The following is a 461-nucleotide window of genomic DNA, read 5'->3' as shown; positions in this document are numbered from 1 at the left end:
TGATACTATCCCTTTAGAGAGCACCAGAGAAAAACAAAAATTTCTCTGGTGTGATCTGGAGGGATTTTTAATGCCTAGAAAAAGGAAATACGATCTGGAGACCATGTTGTGGGCAATAGCTGAAATTGAAAAAGGTCGGACTATCACATCAGTCTCCCAAGAGCTTGATATAGCTCGAAGTGCAGTTCGTATTTGGCGAAACACTTATTTAGCAGGCGGCGAGGAAGCCTTACGGCCCAGTCATAAGAACAAGCATTATTCTGCAGAATTTAAGATTGAAGTCGTTACGTATTACCTTGAACATGATATCAATGTTAGTGCTTGTGCCTTAAAGTTTGGCATAAAGAGCTCACATACCCTGTCCGATTGGATTTTCCAGTATAATGAGGGTAACAAACTCAAAGTAACAGGTCAGAGAGGTGCCCAAATGACTGGAAAGAAATCTCAAAAAGCAAAATCCT

General features: G+C 40.6%; 1 protein-coding gene. It reads left to right on the top strand.

What is annotated here, in order from left to right; all coding sequences use genetic code 11:
* Positions 1 to 70: 70 nt before the first annotated feature.
* On the top strand, positions 71 to 461 hold a 391-nt coding region (locus tag FC83_RS07485; protein WP_162260651.1), incomplete at its 3' end, for a transposase.

The sequence above is a fragment of the Agrilactobacillus composti DSM 18527 = JCM 14202 genome, assembly GCF_001436375.1.
In the GTDB taxonomy this organism is placed as follows: domain Bacteria; phylum Bacillota; class Bacilli; order Lactobacillales; family Lactobacillaceae; genus Agrilactobacillus; species Agrilactobacillus composti.
Note: the sequence above shows the minus strand (reverse complement) of the source record. Positions and strands in the feature narration are given on the sequence as shown.